Origin of the sequence: Miniphocaeibacter sp. (assembly GCF_049276255.1) — a bacterium.
In the GTDB taxonomy this organism is placed as follows: domain Bacteria; phylum Bacillota; class Clostridia; order Tissierellales; family Peptoniphilaceae; genus Miniphocaeibacter.
Genome location: NZ_JBASWB010000005.1, coordinates 1 through 21,580, shown reverse-complemented (window position 1 = coordinate 21,580; position 21,580 = coordinate 1). Strand labels below are relative to the sequence as shown.

Below are 21,580 nucleotides of genomic sequence, written 5' to 3'. Positions count from 1 at the left end.
AGTATGAACTGTTTTGACATAGCTGCTTTTTTTGACACTCTTGACAAAACCAATCTTACTTTGAGTTTTAACCTTTTAACTAAAGACAACGGTGCTAAGGTATTTCCTGAAATGGATATTGAACAACAAAAATTATTAATTGAAGGTTTTTCCAATCTAGAACTTGAGGAAATTATTAACAAGATTAGAATGGACGACAAGGTCGATATGATAGAGGAGTTGCCATCAAATCTTGTAAAAAAAGTATTAAAAAATTCAAATCCAAAGGACAGGGCTATAATAAATACAATGCTTAACTATCCTAAAGATAGTGCAGGCTCTGTAATGACAACGGAATATTTACGTCTTAAACCAAGTATGACTGTAAATGACGCTATTAACTATATAAGAGAAGTAGGGTCCGATAAGGAAACTATTGACATGTGCTATGTTATTGACGAAACTAGACATTTAATTGGTGAAGTATCTTTAAGGGATATTATTCTAGCCGATGTTAATGTAGGCATAACATCTATTATGAAAAGGGACTTTATTAAAACAACTACAACTATTGACCGAGAAGAAGTTGCTCATATGTTCTCTAAATATGATATTAATACCATGCCTGTCGTTGATGGTGAAAATAGATTAGTTGGAATTATAACTGTCGATGACGTTATTGATATTATTGAAGAAGAAACTACTGAAGATATGGAAATCATGTCAGCTGTTACTCCTTCTGAAAAACCATATAAACAGCTATCTGTTACAGATCTGTGGAGAAATAGATTTCCATGGTTACTAGTCCTCCTTATATCTGCAACTTTTACAAGTTTAATCCTAATGACATATGAAGACGCTTTGGCAAAATATGTTGTTTTAACAGCATTTATTCCAATGATTACCGACACAGGTGGTAATGCCGGTTCCCAATCTGCTTCTACAATTATTAGAAGTCTTTCTTTAAAAGAAATAGGCTTCCATGATTTCTTCTATGTTCTATGGAAAGAATTTAGAGTAGCAATTGCTTGTGGTCTTACATTGGCTGCTTTTAACTTTGCAAAATTAATGATTATTGACAGACTGGGTTTAAGTGTATCTTTAGTTATTAGTATGACACTTTTTGTAACGGTTTTAATTGCTAAGGCAGTAGGCTCTGTCCTACCTATAATCGCCGATAAATTAGGATTTGACCCTGCTGTTATGGCTAGTCCATTAATTACAACTGTAGTAGATGCTTTGGCTATTTTAGTATATTTAAATATAGCTATTACAATTTTAGGTGCTTAAGTAGAATAAAGAAACAATTAGCCTTGTGAAAATTCATAAGTTTAATTGTTTTTTGTTTTAATAATATAAATATCAAAACAATAAATTTGTATTATTTTTGATATTTCCTCTAGTATGTATTATATTTTTATATAGTTGGTATTAAATAATATTTTCACTATTATTTAATAAAACTAATCTTACATATTATAAATAACAGGATGGTGACTCCATGGATTACAGAATAGAAAAAGACAGTATGGGTGAACTAGAAGTTCCCTCAAATAAATATTGGGGAGCTCAAACTCAAAGAAGCTATAATAATTTTGAAATAGGAATAGAGAAAATGCCAGTGGAAATAATTGACTCTTTTGCTATTTTAAAGAAAGCATGTGCTATTACTAATAATAGGCTAGGTATACTTTCTGAAGAAAAAAAAGATTTTATAGCTAAGGTTTCAGATGAAATATTAGAGGGAAAACTTGATGATAACTTCCCCCTTGTTGTATGGCAAACTGGAAGTGGTACACAAAGCAATATGAATATTAACGAAGTCATAGCTAATAGAGGAAACGAACTTGCAGAAAAAAAACTTCTGCACCCAAATGATGATGTCAATAAATCTCAAAGTTCAAATGACACCTTCCCTACTGCCATGCATATTGCTGGAACTGTTGCTATTGAAAATTATCTTATTCCCGAGTTAGAAAAAACTTTAGATGTGCTTTATGGACTTTCTATTGAAAATAGAGATGTTATTAAAATTGGAAGAACCCATTTACAAGACGCTACCCCTTTAACTTTAGGACAAGAAATTAGTGGTTGGTCAGCTATGATTGAAAAATCCATTGATAATATTAAAAAAAGTGTTTTAGGCATGCATGAACTTGCCTTAGGTGGAACTGCTGTAGGTACCGGTATTAATTGTCCTGAAGGCTTTGATGTAATTGTTGCAGAAGAAATTTCTAATTTAACGGGAATAGATTTTAAAACTGCAGAAAATAAATTTCATTCTCTAACAAGTAAGGATGAAATCGTCTTTTGTCATGGTGCTCTAAAGGCCTTAGCGGCAGATTTATTAAAAATTGCCAACGATGTTAGATGGTTAGCATCTGGACCTAGAAGTGGCCTAGGAGAAATATCAATACCTGAAAATGAACCGGGAAGTTCAATAATGCCAGGTAAGGTAAATCCAACTCAGGCAGAAGCATTAACTATGGTAGTTGCCCAAGTTTTAGGAAATGATGTAACTATAGGCTTTGGTGCATCTCAAGGAAATTTTGAATTAAATGTCTATATGCCTGTTATAATCTATAATTTTTTACAGTCTGTAAGACTATTAGCCGACGGAATTAAATCCTTTAGAGAAAAATGTTTAGTAGGCATAAAAGCCAACAAGGAAAAAATCCAATATAATTTAGATAATTCCCTTATGCTTGTAACAGCTTTGAATACCCATATCGGATACGATAAGGCAGCACAAATTGCAAGACATGCCCATTTAAATAATTTAACTTTAAAAGAATCAGCCTTGGAATTAGAATATTTAACTGAAGATGAATTTGATAAGTGGGTAAAACCTGAAAATATGATTTAAAAAAAGAGCCAAAAGGCTCTTTTTTTATTCATATTCATAAACATATTTTATTTCTTTTAATTGTTTACATTTATCGTAATCTTTTAAAATACCCTTAACTTCTTTATGAAGGAATAATAAACCTAGTAAGTTTGGTATTACCATTATAGCATTTACCATATCTGCAATATCCCAAACTAATCCGATATCTTTAAATAAGGATCCTATAATAATAAATGCTATTACTATAATTCTATATGGCCATAATCCATTTTCACCAAAAAGATATTTAATATTGGTTTCTCCAAAATAATACCAACCTATTACTGTTGTAAAAGCAAAGAAAGTTAAACAAATTGCTAAGGCCTGTACTCCCCAACCTGGAAAGGCTATACCAAAAGCTTCCTGTGTTACTAGAGCACCATCTAAACCTTTAGCTGCCCCTATTTCATGAGCTTTTGTAATTAATACAACTACCGCTGTTGCTGTACAAACTAAACCAGTGTCAATAAACACTCCTATCATACCTGTTAAACCTTGTTCTGCAGGATGTTTTACATTTGCTGTAGCATGGGCCTGTGGTGTTGAACCCATACCAGCTTCATTTGAGAATAACCCTCTAGAAACTCCAAATCTTATAGCTTCTTTCATAGTAACACCTATTGCTCCACCGGCTACTGCCTTTGCTTTAAAAGCCTCTGAAAATATTAATGAAAACACAGAACCTACTTGGGATCTGAATTTTATCATTACAATTATAGCAAGACCTATATAAACAATTGCCATTACCGGAACTACCATTTCAGCAAAGTTTGCAATTCTCTTTATTCCACCTATGAAAACCAAGCCTGCAAATATAGCTACAGCAATTCCTACTACTAGTAAAGGAATATTAAAGGCATTATTTATTACCGTTGCTATTGAGTTTGATTGGGTCATGTTTCCAACAAAACCTAAAGCAAAAACAATTGCTAGAGCAAAGAAAGCAGCTAAAAATTTACCTAAACCACCTAAACCTTTATTTTTAAACCCTTGACTTAAGTAATAAGCAGGCCCTCCAACTAAATTGCCATCCTTGTCCTTAGTTCTATATTTTTGTGCTAAAACCGCTTCAGCAAATATAGTTGCCATTCCAACTAACGCTGCAGCCCACATCCAAAATATTGCTCCTGGTCCTCCAGCCATTATAGCTGTTGCAACTCCGGCAACATTTCCCGTTCCTACTTGAGCTGCTATTGCAACTGCTAAAGCTTGGAATGATGAAATTTCACCAGCTGCTTTTCTTTTTGCATTGGCCTCTTTGTCAAAAAGTCCACCAAATGTTTGCTTAATAGCTGCTGGAAATCTCACTATCTGTGGAAATAACAAATATAAAGTAAAAATTATTCCTACGAAAGGCAATAAATAAATAAGTATTCTATCCCTTAGGGTACCATTTATTAAATTGACTATACTATCAAATTTTTCCATAAAACACTCCTTTTAAATTTTATAATATTATTGAAAATATATGTTATTATCCTCCTTTGTTTTATATTAATAAAATTATTAAGCACAAAAGTATAATTTTATCGCTTTTTCATATTTTCAATAAATCATTTCAAATAAATCGTTATAAACACATACAACTACTTTAAATTATACCCGGAAATCCTTTTCTTATTCTGTATACATCGGTATATTTTTAACTTTACAACGAAAAAAATTGGCGGGAGTGCGTGGGAATCGAACCCACCCAAGAAGCTCCTAACCCCTCATACTGGTTTTGAAGACCAGAGAGCACACCAGCACTCATTCACCCCCAAGTACTATTTAATAGTACCATTAAAGCTTTTTGTTTTCAATTACAGAGTATATATATTTATTATTTGTTAGATTTATTTGTTTTATAAATATATATATTTGTTTTTATTTGCCTATAACATAAGCTTTTATCTTTAATATTATCTACTTTACTAAAACTCTAATATCATCTAGTCTTTTTGTTAATTTTATATTATCAAAATGTTCTAATAAAAGAAGAATATTTTTCCTACTTGATTTTAATAAATCCCTATACTCGGAAATAGTAATACTACCATTTTTTTCAAGGTAATCTATTAGCAGTTGTTTTGCCTTTTCAAAGTCCTCTTTTAAGAGTATATTATTGTTTCCAAAAATTACTATATCCTTATCTATCATAAATTTTAAAACTTGCTCCCTGTTTTTATCTTTTCTAGATAATGATTTTAAATCCTCTATTTTATCAAAAGAATTATTCCTTAATTCACTTATTATTTCTTTTCTAAGATTATCCTGTTTTTTATTAAGTCCAACTTTAAAATTTTTCAAGCCATAATATTCATTGTTTTTTTGTAAGATTTCATTTTTTACCATTAGGTCTAAAATACTATCTATTTCTTTTAAACTTAAATCATAATTGATTTTCGTCTTTAATTCATCTTTTGTTAACCCGTATGAAAGTGACTGTTTTTTATGATTTTCTTCTACAAGGTTCTTAATGTTATCAAAGATTTTATTGGCTATATTCTTATTAATATATTTGTCATCTATTAATATTATGTCATTGTTTTCAATTAATTTATTTAATTTATTAACTACTTCTTCCTTATTTTCTCCGGTATAGGAAACTATGTCCTTCAATAGCACAAGAGCATTTTCCGCTTCTGTATATTGTAAAATTATTTTATCTAAATCTCCTGATTCCTTTATTTTTAACTCTTCTATTAGGGCTTCATCTACATGTCGTTTCTTAGCTAGAGGATCTATAATAATGCCTCCACCAATAGTTTCTACAGGAGAATAGGACCTTAAAACAAATCTGTCCCTATTTTTACAAACCAAAGGCTCCTCTAATCTAAGTTGAATAAAACCTTCTTCCCCTGGTAAAATTTCATCTTTTTCCAAAGGAACTGCCCTACATAATATTTCTCTAGTTCCCAGAGCTAATCTTAATCTAGTCCAATGTTTTACTGAGAAATCTCTATTTTTTGAAACTATTATTTTAGCATCTATAATATTTGTTGTAATTACTGAGCCTTCTTTTGCTACAACATCTCCCCTTGACACATTAATTTTTTTAATAGACGAAATATTCATAGCTGTTCTTTGTCCTGCATAGGCTGTTTCAACATCTTTTCCATGTACTTGAACAGACTTTATTTTTATTTTTTCATCTGCAGGATAAATATAGAGTTCATCGCCTTTGTTTACATGGCCTTCCATTAAGGTACCGGTTATTACAGAGCCTATTCCTTTTACCGGAAAAATCCTATCTATATTCATTCTAGCCGGAGTATTACTTTCCTTATCCTCAATTTTCTCACTTTCTTCAGAAAGAATATTCTTTAATTCATCTATTCCCCTTCCGGATATGGAATCAACTTCTATTATTTTGGCATTTTCTAAAAAGGTCCCCTTGGTAAAATCACCTACTTCTTCCCTTACAAGCTCTAAATAATCCGACTCTACCATATCGCTTTTAGTAAGAACGATTATTCCTTTTTTAATATTCAAATATGTTAAAATATCTAAATGCTCTTTAGTTTGGGGCATTACACCTTCATCAGCTGCAATTATAAATAATACAAGGTCTAAACCGGTTGCTCCTGCCATCATATTTTTTATAAATTTTTCATGTCCTGGTACGTCTACTATTCCAACTCTATTTCCATTTGGTAAATCTAAATAAGTAAAGCCTAAATTAATGGATATGCCTCTTGCCTTTTCCTCTGATAAGGTATCTGTTTCCCTACCTGTTAAGGCTTTTACTAAAGTAGTTTTACCATGATCTATATGTCCAGCTGTACCTACAATTATATTCTTCATATTTCCTCCATTATTTCAGATTTTTTTCTATTTCTTCTGCTATTATTTCAAATTCGGAATTTTGAATTGTTCGTAAATCCAACATATAATTATTATCCTTTACTCTGCCTATTATATGACTTTTTGATAATCTTAATTTTTCTTCTATTTTAGAAACCGAATATTTTTCCGATGATATTACCAATACCTTTGTCGGAAATTCCTCTCCTGGCATAGAGCCACCACCAACTGTAGAAAATTCGTCCTTAATATCAAGTTTTACACTAGTGTTCTTTTCTTCTATTATTCTTTTTAAAATTCTAGCTTTTTCCTCTAATTCTTCAACTGTATAGGATATCATTCTCATTGTAGGAATTTCTTTCTTAGCTTTTTCTTCATCAAAATATAGTTTTAAGGTAGCCTCTAAAGATGCTAGAGTTATTTTATCTACCCTTAAGGCCCTTAATAATTGATTTTTTTTCATTTTATCTATATATTCTTTTTTTCCAACAATTACTCCTGCTTGTGGTCCTCCTAAAAGTTTATCGCCACTAAAGGTAACTAAATCTATTCCTGATTTAATTGACTCCTTTATTGTTGGTTCATGTCTTAAGCCAAACTCCTCTAAATCAAAATATACACCACTGCCTAGGTCCTCAACTACAGGTAGATCATATTTTTCACCTAAACTTTTTAACTCCTTATTTGAAACTGACTCTGTAAAACCTATCATTTTGTAATTACTTGTATGAACCTTCATTAATAATTTTGTATTTTCAGTAATTGCCTCTTCATAGTCGGAAATTCTTGTTTTATTTGTAGAACCAACTTCTACTAATTTAGCTCCACTCATAGACATTACTGATGGTATTCTAAAAGCTCCTCCAACTTCTACAAGTTCTCCCCTAGAAACTATTACTTCCTCATCTTTAGCAAAAGTACTTAACACAAGTAATACAGCAGCTGCATTATTATTAACAACTAGAACATCTTCTACATTTAAAAGTAATTTTATTATTTTTGTTACATGGCTATATCTTGACCCTCTTTTTCCTAATTCTAACTCATATTCTAAATTAGAATAACCTGAAGCTATTTTCCATATTTCATCTTTTATAGATTCACTTAAGAGTGACCTGCCTAAATTAGTATGTAAAATAGTTCCAGTACCATTAATTACCTTCTTCAATGAAGAAGAAAATTCTTTTTCCAAAGTATTAATAATATTTTTTATAATATTCTTAATATCTATTTCATCTATTACGGTAGATATTTCCTCATCTTTGGCATCAGCAATTTTCTTTCTTATATTTCCCAGCACTTCCCTAGCTGCTTCAGTTTTTAAAACTCTTGGGTAATCTAATTTATTAATTTCATCTAAAATTAAAATTTCTTCAACAGACGGTATTTTTCTAAATAATTCATTTTTCTTCATCTTTTTTCTCCTAACTTATAAATGTTTTGTAAACCTAATAATATTATAACTGTAAATATATTTAAAAAGAAATTTATTTAATATTCTTATAAGTTCATAATTTAATAAATATATGTTTATTGTTAAATAAATTCACTACTTTTTTTGAAATTTCGACTAAAAAATAGCTAAAAAAGCACCTATTTTGTTATCGTTTTCCTCATTGCTTTATTCTACTATATCATTGTAATGGCTAGATTCTAATGTTAATTTATTTTATTAATGATAGAGTTTTCATCACAAGCTAATTATTATTGTTTACTATTTGTCAAACCCATGATAAAATAATATCACAAATGAAAATAGGTTGAAGATGTTGGGAGATTCGTTTAACGAAACCGAAGGGACAAGAATATTTCTCGCCAAAGAAATATTTGAAATTCTCAGGTAAAGGAACTAGCATTGGACTACTATCTGGAGATTACGACAGAAAGATAAGGCAATTATCTTTCTGTTTTTTTGTTTTTATTATATATATAGGAGTATAACTAATGTTAATAGTAACTAATAACCCAAAATTTAATGAACCTGAATATAAAAATAAATACATTGTAGAAATAATCGACACGGATTATTTGGGTATATTAGAAAAGTCCAGAGATTATATTCATAAAGGATATGAACTACTGACTCACCCATTATATGGAAGTGTAAAACCTTACGAAACTGTCTATAGAACCTTAGTCTTAAAAGAAGGAAGCGTTATTTCCTTTACCTCTCTAGAATTAATAGAAGAAGCTATGGCTACAGCAAAAAAGTTTTATGCTATGAATAAAAATTATAACTGGACAGAATCTATTTTAGAAGATTTTCAAGTTGTCGATAAGGATTTAATCGATAATACCTTAGCTAGAATATAGAAATATATTTAAATAAAAGCAGTAAAATTTTTAAAAATTTATGATAATTATTTAACTTTTAAAAATTAAAAATAGGAGGAATGCAAAATATGGACAATATTTATGATTTAATAATCATTGGTGCTGGTCCAGGTGGATTAGCAGCTGGATTGTACGGAGCTAGAGCAAAAATGAAGACTCTAGTATTGGAGAAAGAAAAAATGGGTGGACAAATAGTAAGTACTAGTGAAGTTGAAAACTATCCTGGTTCTGTTGAAAACGCTACTGGTCCTTCATTAACTAAAAGATTTACCGAACAAGCTGAAAAGTTTGGTGCTGAAATTAAAATGGCAAATGTTAAAGAGGTAAATTTTGACGGTAAAATTAAAGAGGTTGTTTGTGATAACGAAACCTATAAGGCTAAATCCATAGTAATTGCAACAGGTGCTTCCCCTAAAAAAATCGGTTGCCCTGGTGAAAAGGAATTTACTGGAAAGGGAGTATCCTACTGTGCAACATGTGACGCTGACTTCTTTGAAGATTTTGAAGTAATCGTAGTTGGTGGTGGAGATAGTGCTTTAGAAGAAGCTATATATTTAACTAAATTTGCTAGAAAGGTATATCTTGTTCACAGAAGAGATACTTTCAAGGCTTGTAATACAGTTATTGAAAATACAAAGGCAAATGACAAAATTGAAATGTGGTTAAATAAAGAAATAATCGAAATTAAAGGAGATGGAATCCTTGAGTCTGTAGTTTTAAAAGACACAGTTACAGGAGAAACTTCTGAATATTTCGCAGATGAAGACGATGGAACTATGGGAGTTTTCATATTTATAGGATTTAATCCACAAACTGAGTTATTTAAAGATAAAGTAGAATTAAGAAATGGTTACATTGTAACAGACGAAGAAATGAGAACTAATATAGATGGTGTTTTTGCAGCCGGAGATGTTAGAGAAAAGTCATTACGTCAGGTAGTAACAGCAGCTGCTGATGGTGCTATTGCCGCAGTTAATGCTGAAAAATATATTAACGAAAATTTTTAATTAAGGAGGAGCTATGTTAGAATTAGACAAAAAAACTTTTGAAGATGAAGTATTAAATGTTGAAGGTTATGTATTTGTAGATTTTTGGAGTGAAGGTTGTGAACCATGTAAAGCTTTAATGCCAGATGTTCATAAATTAGCTGAAAAATATGGAGATAAAATTAAATTCTGTTCTCTTGACACTACAAAAGCAAGAAGATTAGCAATAAAACAAAAGGTTTTAGGCTTACCAACTATGCTTATGTATAAGGACGGAGAAAAAATCGACGAAATAACTAAAGATGATGCTACTGTAGAAAATATAGAAGCAATGATTCTTAAATACTATAACTAATTAAGTAAAATACCTAGTATTTTATATAATTTAATAAAAAAGTCGGAGGTGTATAATGCGATTAGAATTAGGCAAAATCTTTATTAAAGATATTCAATTTGCTGATTCATCAAAAATCGAAAATGGCATTCTTTATGTTAATAAAGAAGAATTATTAGAAGCCATTGGCGGAGACGAGCATATCAAATCTATTGATTTCGATATTGCTAAACCTGGTGAAAGTGTTAGAATTACCCCAGTTAAAGATGTAATTGAACCAAGGGTTAAAGTTGAAGGACCTGGAGCAATATTCCCTGGTATCCTAAACAAAGTTGACACTGTTGGTGAAGGAAAAACTTATGCATTAAAGGGAATGGCTGTTGTTACCACTGGTAAAATAGTTGGTTTCCAAGAAGGTATTATAGACATGGTTGGAGAAGGTGCTAAATATACTCCTTTCTCACAATTAAATAACTTAGTTGTTATTTGTGAACCTGTTGATGGATTAAAACAACATGACCATGAAAAAGCAGTTAGAATGATTGGTTTTAAAGCAGCTGCATACATCGGAGAGTTAGCAAGAGAACTTACTCCAGATGAAACATCTGTTTATGAAACTAAACCATTATTAGAGCAATTAAATGAATATCCAGATTTACCAAAAGTTGCTTATGTCTATATGTTACAAACACAAGGTTTACTTCATGACACATATGTATATGGTGTAGATGCTAAACAAATAGTACCTACTATCCTATACCCTACTGAAGTAATGGATGGTGCTATTGTAAGTGGTAACTGTGTTTCCGCTTGTGATAAGAACCCAACATATGTTCATTTAAACAACGGTATAATTGAAGATTTATATGCTAGACATGGTAAGGACTATAACTTTGTAGGTGTAGTTATTACAAATGAAAATGTATATTTAATGGATAAAGAAAGATCTTCAAACTGGACTTCTAAATTAGTTGAATACCTTGGAGTAGATGCTGTAATAATCTCTCAAGAAGGATTCGGAAACCCAGATACAGACTTAATAATGAACTGTAAGAAAATAGAAAACAAGGGCATAAAAACAGTTATAGTAACTGACGAATATGCTGGTCAAAATGGTGCTTCACAATCATTAGCAGATGCTGATGAAAAAGCTGATGCTGTAGTAACAGCTGGTAATGCAAACCAAGTTGTAGTATTACCAAAATTAGATAAGATTATTGGCCATATAGAAGTAGTAGACGTAATTGCTGGTGGTGCTGAAGGTTCCCTTAAGGATGACGGAACTATAGTAGTAGAAATTCAAGCAATAACTGGAGCTACTAATGAAACAGGATACAATTATTTAACAGCAAAAACTTATTAATAAATATTAAAATTTTAGGAGGATATCATGAGTTTATTAGAAAACAAAAAATTAATCATAATAGGCGACCGTGATGGAATACCTGCTCCTGCAATAGAAGAATGTGTTAACACAGTTCCTAATACAGAAGTAGTTTTCTCATCAACTGAATGTTTTGTCTGAACTAGCGCTGGCGCTATGGACTTAGAAAACCAAAAGAGAGTTAAGGATGCATCTGACAAATATGGTGCAGAAAATCTTGTGGTTTTACTAGGTGCAGCAGAAGCCGAAGCTGCAGGTCTTGCAGCTGAAACAGTTACGTTAGGAGACCCAACATTTGCTGGTCCTTTAGCTGGAGTTGCGTTAGGTTTAGCGGTATACCATGTAGTTGAACCTGAAGTAAAAGAATTATTCGATGCAACTGTTTATGATGAACAAATCGGTATGATGGAAATGGTTCTAGACGTTGACGAAATTGCTGAAGAAATGAATGACATTAGAGAAGAAGCAAATAACTAATATTTAAATTTCTTATTTAGGAGGATAGATAAATGGCGAATAAAAAAGTCGTGCACTATATTAACCAGTTTTTCGCTGGAATTGGTGGAGAAGAAAAAGCCGACACTAAGCCTTTCATTGCTGAAGAATTACCTCCAGTAAGTAAACAATTAGAATCTAAACTAGGTGAAGGTTTCGAAGTTGTTGCTGCTGTTGTATGTGGAGATAGTTATTTTAACGAAAATATAGACTCAGCAAGTAAAGAAGTTTTAGAAATGATAAAAGGGTTCAACCCAGATCTTTTTATCGCTGGTCCAGCTTTTAATGCCGGTCGTTACGGAGTTGCAGCTGGAACAATTACAAAATTAGTAGAAGACGAGTTAAATATTCCAGCAATTACAGGAATGTATGTTGAAAACCCTGGTGCTGATATGTTTAAGAAAGATCTTTTCATTATAGAAACTGCTAATTCAGCTGCTGGTATGAGAAAAGCTCTACCAAAAATGGCTAAATTAGGTAAAAAATTAGCTTTAGGAGAAGAAGTTCTTGGACCTAAAGAAGAAGGCTATATTGAAAGAGGAATCAGAGTAAACTACTTTAGTGATGTACGTGGTTCTGAAAGAGCTGTAAATATGCTTGTTAAGAAAATTAAAGGCGAAGAGTTCGAAACAGAATACCCTATGCCTACTTTCGATAGAGTTGATCCAAGTCCTGAAATTGCTGATCTATCTAATATTACAATAGCATTAGTTACTTCAGGTGGTATAGTACCTTTCGGTAACCCAGATAGAATTGAATCTTCTTCAGCTTCAAAATATGGAGAATATTCTATAGCTGGTATAGATGATTTAAAAGAAGGGGAATTTGAAACTGCACACGGTGGACATGACCCTGTATATGCTAACGAAGATCCAGATAGAGTTTTACCTGTAGACGTTTTAAGAGATCTTGAAAAAGAAGGTAAAATCGGAAAATTATATGATTACTTCTATTCAACTGTAGGTAATGGTACAGCTGTAGCTAGTGCTAAAGCTTACGCTCATGAAATAGGAGAAAAACTTGCTGCTAACAACGTAGATGCCGTTATATTGACTTCAACGTGAGGTACTTGTACACGTTGCGGTGCAACAATGGTAAAAGAAATTGAAGCAACAGGTATTCCAGTAGTACACATTTGTACAGTAGTACCTATTTCATTAACAGTAGGAGCTAATAGAATTGTACCTGCTGTTGCTATCCCTCATCCATTAGGAAATCCTGCTTTAGATTTCGATGAGGAAAAAGCTTTAAGAAGAAAATTAGTTGAAAAGGCTTTAAAAGCTTTACAAACTAAAGTTGAAGATCAAACAGTTTTTGAAGATTAATAAAAATATTATGGATTCTGCATATGCAGAATCCATAATTGAATGGAGGTAAATATGTCGTTTCCTGTAATTAAAAACGCTGGATATGTATTAGTTCATACTCCGGACATGATTATTCAAAATGGTTCTACAACTTCAACAGAAAGAGTTGTAAACCCAGATTCAGAATTTTTAAAAGAAGTAGGTAAACATATAAGAACCTACGAAGAAGTAGTAAATTATTTACCAAATCAGGTATACATTGGTAATTTAAGACCTGAAGAACTAAATAATTATGAATTACCTTGGCATGATAAGGAATTTAAAGGCCAAAGAAAAGGTAAATTCGGTGAAATAACTCCTCAAGATGAATTCATAGCAGTAATGAAAATCTGTGATTCTTTTGAATTAGTAGAATTAACTGAAGAGTTTATTAATGAAGTAAAACCTAAAATAGAAGAAAATTATCCTGAGCTTATAGATGCTTTTAATAAAATAAAACCATATGATGTAGAAGCAGACAAACATCTCTTAGATGAAGAAAAAGCTGAAGGACTATTCAATGATGGAAAATTAGTAGGAATTGTAAAGGCTGCTCATGATGTTGACGTTAACTTAAATGCTCACACTATGTTTGAAAACCTAGTTGTAAAAGCATCTGGAGTACTAGCTACAATTGCCTTACTAAGAAATTCATCAGTTGGTAAAGATGAAATAGACTATGTAGTAGAATGTTCTGAAGAAGCTTGTGGAGACATTAACCAAAGAGGTGGCGGTAACTTTGCTAAAGCCATAGCTGAAGTTGCTCAACTGACTAACGCTTCCGGTTCAGATACAAGAGGCTTCTGTGCTGCCCCTATTCACTCTTTAATAGAAGCTGCAGCTTTAGTTAAAGCAGGAGTATATAAAAATGTATTAGTTGTTGCTGGTGGATCTACAGCTAAATTAGGAATGAACGCAAAAGACCACGTTAAAAAAGGTCATCCAGTTTTAGAAGATGTTCTAGGAACTTTTGCAGTGCTAGTTTCAGAAAATGACGGCGTAAGCCCTATCTTTAGAACGGATTTAACTGGAAAACACAATGTTGGTACAGGCTCTTCCCCACAAGCAGTAATGACTTCATTAATTACAACTGGACTTGATAGAGCAAACTTAAAAATTACAGATGTTGACACATACTCTGTAGAAATGCAAAACCCAGATATTACTGTTCCTGCTGGTGCTGGTAATGTACCAGAAGCAAACTATAAAATGATTGCAGCTTTAGCAGTAAAACGTGGCGACATTGAAAGAGCTCAATTAAAGAGTTTAATTGATGAAAAAGGATTACCAGGTTGGGCACCTACTCAAGGACACATTCCTTCTGGAGTACCTTATGTAGGATATATGATAGATGACCTTACTACTGGTGATAAAAATAGAGTAATGTTTGTAGGAAAAGGTAGTTTATTCCTTGGTAGAATGACTAATTTATTTGACGGTGTATCCTTCATATGTGAAAGAAACACTGGAGAAGAATCAGATGACCAAAGTATATCTAAAGAAGAAATTAAGAAAATAATTGGTGAGTCCTTAAGAGAATTAGCATCAAATATGCTACAAGAATAGAGGTGATAATATGTCAAAAAATATTATTGCAGAAGCCTTATTAGAAATAGCTGATGGTATAGAAAGTGGCTCTTTTGCTAAAAAACCTAGAATAGGTCTAACTATATTAGGCAGTGAACATGGCCTAGATAATATGCTAGAAGCAGCTAACTTAGCTAAATCCATTAACTATGAAATAGTTCTTATTGGACCAAAAGTAGAAACAGAATTTGAATTAATAGAAGTATCAACTGAAGAAGAAGCCCATAACAAAATGGAAGAACTTTTAGATTCAAAATATATAGACGCTTGTGTTACAATGCACTACAGCTTCCCTATTGGAGTTTCTACAATTGGTAGAGTAATAACTCCTGGAGTAGGTAAAGAAATGCTTATAGCAACAACTACAGGTACTAGTTCAACTAATAGAGTTGAAGGAATGGTTAGAAATACCATTGCTGGTATTTCTGTAGCAAAAGCATTAGGCCGCGAAAATCCAACAGTAGGAATATTAAATGTTGATGGTGCAAAGCAAGTAGAAAAAGCTTTAAACAACTTAAAATCAAATGGATATAAATTTGAATACGGTGAATCCGCAAGAAGTGACGGAGGAGCAGTACTACGTGGTAATGACTTATTACAAGGAGTTCCTGATGTATGTGTAACAGATTCATTAACAGGAAATATATTAATGAAGATGTTCTCTGCATTTACTACAGGTGGTAGTTATGAATCCCTAGGCTACGGATATGGTCCCGGCATAGGTGAAGGCTACAACAGAACTATAACGATTATTTCAAGAGCATCCGGTGCTCCTGTAATAGCAAATGCCATAAAATATGCTTTTGAATTAGTAAATGGGAATATTAATTCAGTTGCTGAAAAGGAATATAAGGAAGTAAATTCTCATAAATTTAAAGAAGTTTTAGAATCATTAAGTGCTAAAAAAGTTGTAGAGGACGGTGCGGATGTGAAAGCTCCTCCACAAGAAATAGTAACAGGTTCTATAGCTGGTATTGATATATTGGATTTAGAAGATGCTGTAACAGCACTTTGGAAAAATAATATCTATGCCGAAAGTGGAATGGGATGTACAGGTCCTATTGTAATGGTTAATGAGAAAAATATAGAAAAAGCTACTGAAATCTTAACAACCGAAGATTTCTTATAATCAAAATAAACAAAAAACAAAAATCAAACAATTCATTAAAATACCTCAATTAAAAAACCCTAGATTAAAAATAATCTGGGGTTTTATTTGTTTAAGAACAAATATTATATATGCTACTACAGTTCAATTGATACTTGAAAAATACTCTTTCTAGTGTAGTTCTATTAAAACTCACTTTCATTGAAATATTCCATTACTATGTTCCATACTCTTTCTAGTGTAGTTCTATTAAAACGGGGATCCCCCCCTTACAAGCTCCTTTGTCAGACAAATTTACATTCTAGTGTAGTTCTATTAAAACACCATACGTCCTTAAAGTCCTTCATGTTTGCAGACATGATTTACATTCTAGTGTAGTTCTATTAAAACGTTCTACCAACTAACATATTACCTAGATTACCATCATTTACATTCTAGTGTAGTTCTATTAAAACTCCTCTATAGAGGTGCTAAAGTAATAATAGCAGGTAAATTTACATTCTAGTGTAGTTCTATTAAAACAAAATAAAAAATGTAGGAAATGCAATTCTGAAATTGAATTTACATTCTAGTGTAGTTCTATTAAAACTTACAACTACTTCATTATCCATTCCTTGTCTATTAAGATTTACATTCTAGTGTAGTTCTATTAAAACATATATAAACGGGAAGAGATTTGAAGAAATAGCGGATTTACATTCTAGTGTAGTTCTATTAAAACTTAAATGGAAGAAATCTTAACAATAGTACGCGATTTATTTACATTCTAGTGTAGTTCTATTAAAACTAAGTTTATATTTAAAATTTAAAATATAAATATTTATTTACATTCTAGTGTAGTTCTATTAAAACTTTTTCTTTTGTTTTCAAAACTGTATTAAAATATAGATTTACATTCTAGTGTAGTTCTATTAAAACTAAATAATCAGTTAATAATATAGCTATCTCTATGCTATTTACATTCTAGTGTAGTTCTATTAAAACTAAGTTTATATTTAAAATTTAAAATATAAATATTTATTTACATTCTAGTGTAGTTCTATTAAAACTAGAAAACAATATCTAAATCTATTTTATTTTTAAAATTTACATTCTAGTGTAGTTCTATTAAAACAATGAAAATGATATTTTAGATGCATTAACTGATAGTAATTTACATTCTAGTGTAGTTCTATTAAAACCTTCAATAGCTGTTGTTAATTGTTCGGTTATCACCATTTACATTCTAGTGTAGTTCTATTAAAACGAACCACTAGCTGCAGTTCCTACTCCAAATAATCCATTTACATTCTAGTGTAGTTCTATTAAAACTCAAGGTTATATCTAGCAATTGACATTAAAATTAAAAGAAAATTTACATTCTAGTGTAGTTCTATTAAAACCTGACAGAAATGATGAAAATATGGAAAACTTCATTAATTTACATTCTAGTGTAGTTCTATTAAAACTTTTATAACAGCTGGAATATTAAATGGGAATGTACTTATTTACATTCTAGTGTAGTTCTATTAAAACGCTTTAAGCATAAATTCAACTTTAATACTTCTTGAATTTACATTCTAGTGTAGTTCTATTAAAACTTTTCAACATTTGTTTTCCACCCCCGCGTAGTAATAATTTACATTCTAGTGTAGTTCTATTAAAACGCTAAAGATGATTATCCCTTCTCTGCTGTTCGTTTTATTTACATTCTAGTGTAGTTCTATTAAAACTAATCGAAATAGACGATTATTTAAGTAGTAACAAAAAAATTTACATTCTAGTGTAGTTCTATTAAAACATTATAAAACCAATCCAGTTTTGCCCTATAATCATATTTACATTCTAGTGTAGTTCTATTAAAACATGTATCTTGAACATTTTGCCAATCTTGATAGCCTGATTTACATTCTAGTGTAGTTCTATTAAAACAGGTGTTGCTAAAGCTGGAATAATGGGGGATTTAAGATTTACATTCTAGTGTAGTTCTATTAAAACTTCTTTTTAGAATAACCTGAATTATCCCTTTCTTCATTTACATTCTAGTGTAGTTCTATTAAAACATGAAAGGAGATACAATGTCTAGAGATTTTATTGTATTTACATTCTAGTGTAGTTCTATTAAAACGAATATTATTCTAAAAATTTATCCAGAGAAGTAAAAAAATTTACATTCTAGTGTAGTTCTATTAAAACAATACCTGTAAGCTTCCTTCTTGCTATCAAACTTAATTTACATTCTAGTGTAGTTCTATTAAAACAGATGTTGCCGAACCTATAAGCGGTCCCGCCATTAAATTTACATTCTAGTGTAGTTCTATTAAAACCCTAAACCTTTAACAAATGCAGTTATTGCTTCCTGATTTACATTCTAGTGTAGTTCTATTAAAACTCTAGCCTTTGAGGTTCTCTGTTTCCTTCAAGCACATTTACATTCTAGTGTAGTTCTATTAAAACCATTAAATTACTTAAATTGTCAGTTAAATATTTTTCATTTACATTCTAGTGTAGTTCTATTAAAACTTTTCTGCTTCTAACCCTGTAATTATTCTTGCAATATTTACATTCTAGTGTAGTTCTATTAAAACCTCAATTATAGCAAGTACGCTAGGAATAACAAATCGATTTACATTCTAGTGTAGTTCTATTAAAACTTGTCCACCTGTTCTGAACCTACTTGCCCAAATCTATTTACATTCTAGTGTAGTTCTATTAAAACGCTTGGTAATAGTTATATTCTTTTCCATTAAATTCAAAATTTACATTCTAGTGTAGTTCTATTAAAACTCTAGCCTTTGAGGTTCTCTGTTTCCTTCAAGCACATTTACATTCTAGTGTAGTTCTATTAAAACTTTTATTTTGAAAGGAGATTAATAAATGGCTAAATATTTACATTCTAGTGTAGTTCTATTAAAACGAGAGGAATGTTTGAAAATGCATTAAAGGAAAACGCATTTACATTCTAGTGTAGTTCTATTAAAACTTATGGGAGCAATACGAAAGAATAATCAAAGATAAATTTACATTCTAGTGTAGTTCTATTAAAACAACTGTTAAAAATATGGAAAATATTGTGGAAGAAGTAATTTACATTCTAGTGTAGTTCTATTAAAACCTTGGTTTAACTCAAAATATGTCACCAATTAATTCGGATTTACATTCTAGTGTAGTTCTATTAAAACTAAGTTCTTTCATATTCTACCGGTTCTTTAGAAGAATTTACATTCTAGTGTAGTTCTATTAAAACCTCGCTTGAGTTGTTTGGACTTTTCCTCAAGATATTCATTTACATTCTAGTGTAGTTCTATTAAAACCTTAAGTCTGCCACAGTTGTATCATACCAAATAAGATTTACATTCTAGTGTAGTTCTATTAAAACCTAGCTCCGCCTGTGTCGAATAATTCTGCTCCATATTTACATTCTAGTGTAGTTCTATTAAAACATAGTCTGTGTTTAATTCAGTATCTCTATAACAAAAATTTACATTCTAGTGTAGTTCTATTAAAACCTTTTAGCTGGTTTTAAATCATTGTGATATTGTCTTATTTACATTCTAGTGTAGTTCTATTAAAACAGGAGATATTTTACCCCTGTATTTTACAAGCTTATAGCCTTGTATTCTGTCGATGTCTCTATTATAACCTATTTTTTCCTCTTAGGAAAACTCCATTTAGAAAAAACGGCTATTTATACCATTTTATTCCTGCTGTCGATCTACCGTTTTCCTAACATTATTCAAGGTCGACAGTAGGAATTTATTCAGTTATTCAAAATATTATTAATTTCATATTACATTATTTTCTATAAATTTAAATAAGTCGAGTTTATTATTTACAACTATTATTCCTCACTACTATTAAAACTCCTATATAAATTTGTATTTATTAAATTATTGTAATAATATATTTACATAATACTATTATTTTTGAAAGGAAATTTTTATGACTCCAAAATACAAAAAAATAATTGATTTCTTTATTAAGGAATATAATAACAATAATATATTACCTGGTGATACTGTTCCTTCTGAAAACGAATTAATGAAAAGATGGAATTGTTCAAGGGACACTGTTAGAAAAGCCATGACTCTTCTTGCAGAAAGAAAATATATTCAAAAAAATCAAGGTCAAAAATCCACAGTTTTAAATCGAAAGGAATATGAATTTCCTGTTTCTAGAATTACAAGTTTTCAAGAGCTGGTTAAAAAAAGAAAGCTAAATGCTTTTACTGAAGTAGTTAAATTTGAGACAGTTACTAAGTCCCACCCTATTTATAACTTATTTAAGGTTCCTAAATCAGAAAAGATTTTAGAGATTATCCGTATTAGAAAAATTGATAATGAAAAAATAATACTTGATAAGGACTTTTTCCTAGAAAAATATATTGGTAATTTAAATAAAGAAATTGCTAGTGGTTCAATTTATGAATATTTAGAAAATGAACTAGGTTTAAGAATAGGTTTTGCTAAAAAAACAATTACTGTTGAAAAGCCAACTGAAGAAGATAAAAGGTATTTAGACCTAAAAGAAGACACCCTTATTGCAAATATCGAAAGTTTTACCCATCTAGAAAATGATATATTATTCCAAATCACCTACTCCAGACATAGGTCAGATAAATTTAAATTCATTGATTTTGCTCAACGATAATAAAGAAAACAGTTGCCAAGTTAATTCAGACATGATATAACTTAAGTATAAACTTATACGTATAGGATGCTTGAAATATATCTTATACTATAGGCTTAGATTTAACAAAACATGTACGTACAAGACCTTAGGAGGTAAAAAATGGGAAAATATTTAGAAGATAGCCAAAAACTTTTAGAGTTTATTGGTGGTAAAGAAAACATAGGCGCTGTTACACACTGCGTCACTAGAATGAGATTTGTTTTAAATGAGCCGGAAAAAGCCGATATTGAAAAAATAGAAGCTTTACCTTCAGTAAAAGGCACTTTTACCCAAGCAGGACAATTCCAAATAATAATTGGTAATGATGTTGCTAATTTTTACAATGACTTTGTAGCTGTATCCGGTATTGAAGGTGTAAGTAAGGAAGCTGTAAAAGAAGAAGCAAAGAAAAACCAAAACATACTACAGAGAATTGCCTCAACTTTAGCTGAAATATTCGCTCCTATTATTCCGGCAATTATTGTTGGAGGGTTAATTTTAGGTTTTAGAAATATTTTAGGGGAAATTGGTTTTGAATCTTTGGGCCAAAAGGTTGTTGATGGCGTTCCTCAATTTTTACAAGATAAAACGCCTGTCTATAATACTATTGTAGATGTTTCACAATTTTGGGCAGGTGTAAATAATTTTCTATGGTTAATTGGTGAAGCTATTTTCCATTTCTTACCTGTAGGAATTACTTGGTC

15 protein-coding genes, 1 tRNA gene, 1 CRISPR repeat array and 1 riboswitch are annotated in these 21,580 nt (G+C 30.9%); of the genes, 12 read left to right on the top strand and 4 right to left on the bottom strand.

All coding sequences use genetic code 11. The features are described 5' to 3' along the window. Together mgtE and fumC are read left to right on the top strand one after the other, a co-directional pair. A partial coding sequence (mgtE, locus tag WAO56_RS00710; protein WP_422146183.1) for a magnesium transporter occupies positions 1-1,269 on the top strand: 1,269 nt, incomplete at its 5' end. 211 nt (positions 1,270-1,480) lie between these two features. After that, on the top strand, positions 1,481-2,845 hold the full coding sequence (gene fumC, locus WAO56_RS00705; protein WP_422144152.1) for a class II fumarate hydratase: 1,365 nt from the start codon (positions 1,481-1,483) through the stop codon (positions 2,843-2,845). 24 nt (positions 2,846-2,869) lie between these two features. Here fumC and WAO56_RS00700 read toward each other — a convergent pair whose 3' ends face one another. The 4 genes from WAO56_RS00700 to selA form a co-directional block, all read right to left on the bottom strand. Beyond that, positions 2,870-4,294 carry an alanine/glycine:cation symporter family protein gene (locus WAO56_RS00700; protein WP_422146182.1) on the bottom strand — a complete coding sequence of 475 codons (1,425 nt, stop codon included), beginning with the start codon at positions 4,292-4,294 and terminating at the stop codon, positions 2,870-2,872. A 236-nt stretch (positions 4,295-4,530) separates the two neighbouring features. Beyond that, positions 4,531-4,627, bottom strand: a tRNA-Sec gene (locus WAO56_RS00695). A gap of 144 nt (positions 4,628-4,771) precedes the next feature. Beyond that, positions 4,772-6,652: a selenocysteine-specific translation elongation factor gene (gene selB, locus WAO56_RS00690; protein ID WP_422144472.1), complete on the bottom strand. Its 1,881-nt coding sequence runs from the start codon at positions 6,650-6,652 to the stop codon at positions 4,772-4,774. 10 nt (positions 6,653-6,662) lie between these two features. Then, the gene (gene selA, locus WAO56_RS00685; RefSeq protein ID WP_422144471.1) at positions 6,663-8,066 is read right to left on the bottom strand and encodes an L-seryl-tRNA(Sec) selenium transferase; all 1,404 of its coding nucleotides are present in this window, start codon (positions 8,064-8,066) and stop codon (positions 6,663-6,665) included. A 346-nt stretch (positions 8,067-8,412) separates the two neighbouring features. Continuing rightward, a riboswitch (glycine riboswitch) is annotated at positions 8,413-8,514 on the top strand. Between the two features lie 82 nt (positions 8,515-8,596). Between selA and WAO56_RS00680 the strand changes: the two genes are divergently transcribed. The 10 genes from WAO56_RS00680 to WAO56_RS00635 all read left to right on the top strand — a co-directional run. Beyond that, positions 8,597-8,965, top strand: coding sequence for a GrdX family protein (locus WAO56_RS00680; RefSeq protein ID WP_422144470.1), 369 nt, complete (start codon positions 8,597-8,599; stop codon positions 8,963-8,965). 98 nt (positions 8,966-9,063) lie between these two features. Then, complete coding sequence (trxB, locus tag WAO56_RS00675) at positions 9,064-9,993, top strand: thioredoxin-disulfide reductase (RefSeq protein ID WP_422144474.1); 930 nt, start codon at positions 9,064-9,066, stop codon at positions 9,991-9,993. A gap of 13 nt (positions 9,994-10,006) precedes the next feature. After that, positions 10,007-10,327, top strand: coding sequence for a thioredoxin TrxA (gene trxA, locus WAO56_RS00670; RefSeq protein WP_422144469.1), 321 nt, complete (start codon positions 10,007-10,009; stop codon positions 10,325-10,327). Positions 10,328-10,382: 55 nt separating this feature from the next. Then, positions 10,383-11,669, top strand: a complete 1,287-nt coding sequence (locus WAO56_RS00665; protein ID WP_422144468.1) for a glycine/sarcosine/betaine reductase component B subunit — start codon at positions 10,383-10,385, stop codon at positions 11,667-11,669. Between the two features lie 27 nt (positions 11,670-11,696). Beyond that, positions 11,697-12,167: a glycine/sarcosine/betaine reductase complex selenoprotein A gene (gene grdA / locus WAO56_RS00660; RefSeq protein WP_243661744.1), complete on the top strand. Its 471-nt coding sequence runs from the start codon at positions 11,697-11,699 to the stop codon at positions 12,165-12,167. Between the two features lie 32 nt (positions 12,168-12,199). Continuing rightward, positions 12,200-13,510, top strand: coding sequence for a glycine reductase complex selenoprotein B (gene grdB, locus WAO56_RS00655; protein ID WP_422144467.1), 1,311 nt, complete (start codon positions 12,200-12,202; stop codon positions 13,508-13,510). Positions 13,511-13,564: 54 nt separating this feature from the next. Further along, entirely contained in the window at positions 13,565-15,097 is a 1,533-nt protein-coding gene (gene grdC, locus WAO56_RS00650; RefSeq protein WP_422144466.1) for a glycine/sarcosine/betaine reductase complex component C subunit beta, read from the top strand. 10 nt (positions 15,098-15,107) lie between these two features. Continuing rightward, positions 15,108-16,247, top strand: a complete 1,140-nt coding sequence (grdD, locus tag WAO56_RS00645) for a glycine/sarcosine/betaine reductase complex component C subunit alpha (RefSeq protein ID WP_422144465.1) — start codon at positions 15,108-15,110, stop codon at positions 16,245-16,247. 141 nt (positions 16,248-16,388) lie between these two features. Further along, positions 16,389-19,780: direct repeats of the CRISPR family, unit length 30 nt; unit sequence ATTTACATTCTAGTGTAGTTCTATTAAAAC. Between the two features lie 367 nt (positions 19,781-20,147). Beyond that, on the top strand, positions 20,148-20,855 hold the full coding sequence (treR, locus tag WAO56_RS00640) for a trehalose operon repressor (protein ID WP_422143758.1): 708 nt from the start codon (positions 20,148-20,150) through the stop codon (positions 20,853-20,855). 141 nt (positions 20,856-20,996) lie between these two features. Beyond that, on the top strand, positions 20,997-21,580 hold a 584-nt coding region (locus WAO56_RS00635), incomplete at its 3' end, for a glucose PTS transporter subunit EIIB (protein WP_422146181.1).